Genomic DNA, 2,767 nt, shown 5'->3' with positions numbered 1-2,767 from the left:
CGACCAGGATCAGGCCGAAGATGCCGGGCTCCAGGCCGGGCTGGTGGCCGATCGAACATCCTGCCGCCGGCGAGGTCGAGCGCGATACCTTCCGGCAACCTCAAGCCCCGGGCCACCAGGTCCTGCAACCCCGATCCGTCCAGCCGTGCACGTTGTATCCTGCCTGCTGCGTGGTCGACCCAGTACATCATCGAGCCGGCCGTATCGAGGGCGATATCCTGGGGCCAGGGTAGCGAAGCGATCAGCGTTTCGCGGTTCGAGCCATCGAGATCGGCGCGGTGGATTCCCTCGGCGGCGTAGTACATCTTGCCCTCGCCATCCAGCGCGATTCCATCCGCTCGTTGCAGCCCGCTGACTACCGTCTCCACCGACGAGCCATCCAGGTTCGCCCGGCGAATGGTCCCGGAATCCGCATCGATCACATAGGCTTTGCCGCCAGCCAGGTCAATTGCGAGGTCCTGTCCCACATCCCTTCCGAAATCGACGACGTTCCTGATCGACGTACCCTCGAGATCGGACTGCCGGACGAGGCCGCCGTCCAGCCAGAAGAGCGATGCGTCGCCTGCGCCCGCGGGGTTTGCCTGCACGTCGACCTCGATGTGGTGAAATTCCACCTCCGTGTAGTCGGCGGGCCAATAGCAGATGGGCTTTTCGCATTCGCGGACTTCCCCGACGATCCAGAACGACGTCGCATCCTGCGGGGCCCTGGTGACGAAACTGAGCGTCGCGTTCCCGGCGAAGCGCTTCTCGAGCCTGTCCGTGTTGTCGTGGCGGCCGCCGCACAGCCCTTCCGAAGTGGCTTTCGCACACCAGGCCCCATGCCAGACGCCGGCAGGCGCTTGCGGCATTTCGACCTTGACTTCAACGAGGTCGCCGGCAACGGCACTCCGGGTATGGTAGCAGGCCCGCCATGGGCTCTCGAACGTGCAGTCCGACGCCGGCAAGGCATCCGAATCGATCGAGATCTCCAGGTCGGACCCGGGCTGCAAGGCCGGCGGGCCACCGCTGTCCGGCTTCTCGCTCGCCATTTCACCGTTCGGCGCCGTCACGGGTTCCGGGGGGCCCAGGGCCGGCTTTGTCCTGTCTGCACATTCGTCGAACCGGCCGCTCGCCGGGTCGAAGAAACAGATCTGGCCCAATTCCGGGTCGACGCGCGCCACCTCCACCGCGCTGCCGTTCAGAAGTTCTGCAACCGTGGTGGCTCCGTCGAGCCCGTATTGACCCTTGTGGACGGTTGACCCGTGCAGAAACGGGACGTTCCTGGAACCGTGCCCCTCGTAGAGTTCGACATCCACTAACACATCGACACGATCGTTCAACCCATGATCGTCGTACTGGTGAAGGAAAACGCGATACTCGCCGGCAAGCGGCTCCCGCGATTCCAGCAGCAAAGCCGTTTCGGTGTGTTCGAAATCGCCGGCATCAAACCCCCGGTTGTCTTCATCCAGCTTCAGCGCGTTTACCGTCGCGCGGTTTCCCCAGAAAAGGACCTCGCCGTTTTCAGGCTCCTGCACAAGCAGGTCCATGTCGGACGGCGCCTTCCAGCCGATGGTTATGCGCAATGCCGCTTTGTCGGTAACTCCGGTGACGCGGCGTATCAGCGCGGCGGAGGGCGCTTCCCAGTACCTTCCCCTGAGCGGTTTCGACTGCAGGGCGTTCTTCGGTGCCGCACTTCGACCCGCCAGGAAGGCATACGCGTTCGCGCCGTAGCGAACGTTCAACGAACCGTCGAAAGAAGCATCCGGATTCCTTGCCACTAGGTGGGGATACCGGCCGTCGTACAGGGACAATCGTACGTCTTCGTAGGTGAGTACGCCGCTAAGGTCGCCCGAAAAGCCGAGCCTCCTGCCATGCACTTCCTGGCCGTCCAGAACATTGACGTTGAGCAGATCTGAGTCCGGAAATCCTGCGCCCGCGGCCTCTTCTAGACGTTCGAAGTCCTGAATCCGTCCGACGCTCCCCAGTTGGACGGCATGGGAAACCGTATACACGCGGTTTCCGGATGCGTAGTTCTTGCCGCCACCCGTCGTTCTTCCGGCCTGATCGGGGTAACTCGGGTCATAGACCAGGAACTCATCGCCGTCGTAACCATAGGCGACTACGGCGTGTCGGCCATCCAGCCGGGTGAGCATCAGCACGACAGGGGTGCGGGTGATTTGAATCGTTCGCCTGGTCGCCGACGGGTCGAACCGAAAGGAACGCCACCAACCACTGTCGAGGTACATCGAGGGGGTAGTCGATTGTACAAGCGTCGCAACCACCCTCTGCACGTTGCGGCTCCAAAGGTCATTGAGTTCGTTTTCGGCAAAGTTGAAGTGATAGATCGCAAACGCGGCCATCCCGAAGGCGTTTCCACCCCGGGTGTGGTATTCGACCTCCTCGTTTTCGACCCTGAATCCGTGCGCGGCGGGGTCGAACCCCGTGTTGAACGCGCCGGGCAACGGGGACGTGGCGCTGCCCACGACGAAGGCACCGAAAACGCGGGATTCGAACGCCACTGTGTCGCTGCCCGGATCATGACTTCTCATGGTGGCGCCGAACCATCTTCCCAGGGCGGGTTCATAGAGGAGCACAACAAGGTCGCCGTCTTCCCGCGTACCCTCCGGTAGCGTCATTGTGACGGTCAACGGCCCGTTCATGTATTGCTGATGCTCGTCGCCGATCGCGATCTCCACGGCGTCGGCGATCTGCCGAACGCCAGGTGGCAGGGCAGCGGGCAGGACCGTTTCGCTCACGCTAACGGCAATGTCTTCGATCAGGGTACGCT

At 62.8% G+C, this 2,767-nt stretch carries 1 protein-coding gene; it reads right to left on the bottom strand.

Features of this window, described 5'->3' with window-relative positions; translation table 11 throughout:
- A partial coding sequence (locus OXG98_18170; protein MCY3773936.1) for a hypothetical protein occupies positions 1–2,767 on the bottom strand: 2,767 nt, incomplete at both ends.

Source organism: Gemmatimonadota bacterium (assembly GCA_026706345.1).
GTDB lineage: Bacteria > JAAXHH01 > JAAXHH01 > JAAXHH01 > JAAXHH01 > JAAXHH01.
The sequence above is the reverse complement of the archived record's forward strand: the minus strand, read 5'-3'. Positions and strand labels throughout refer to the sequence as shown.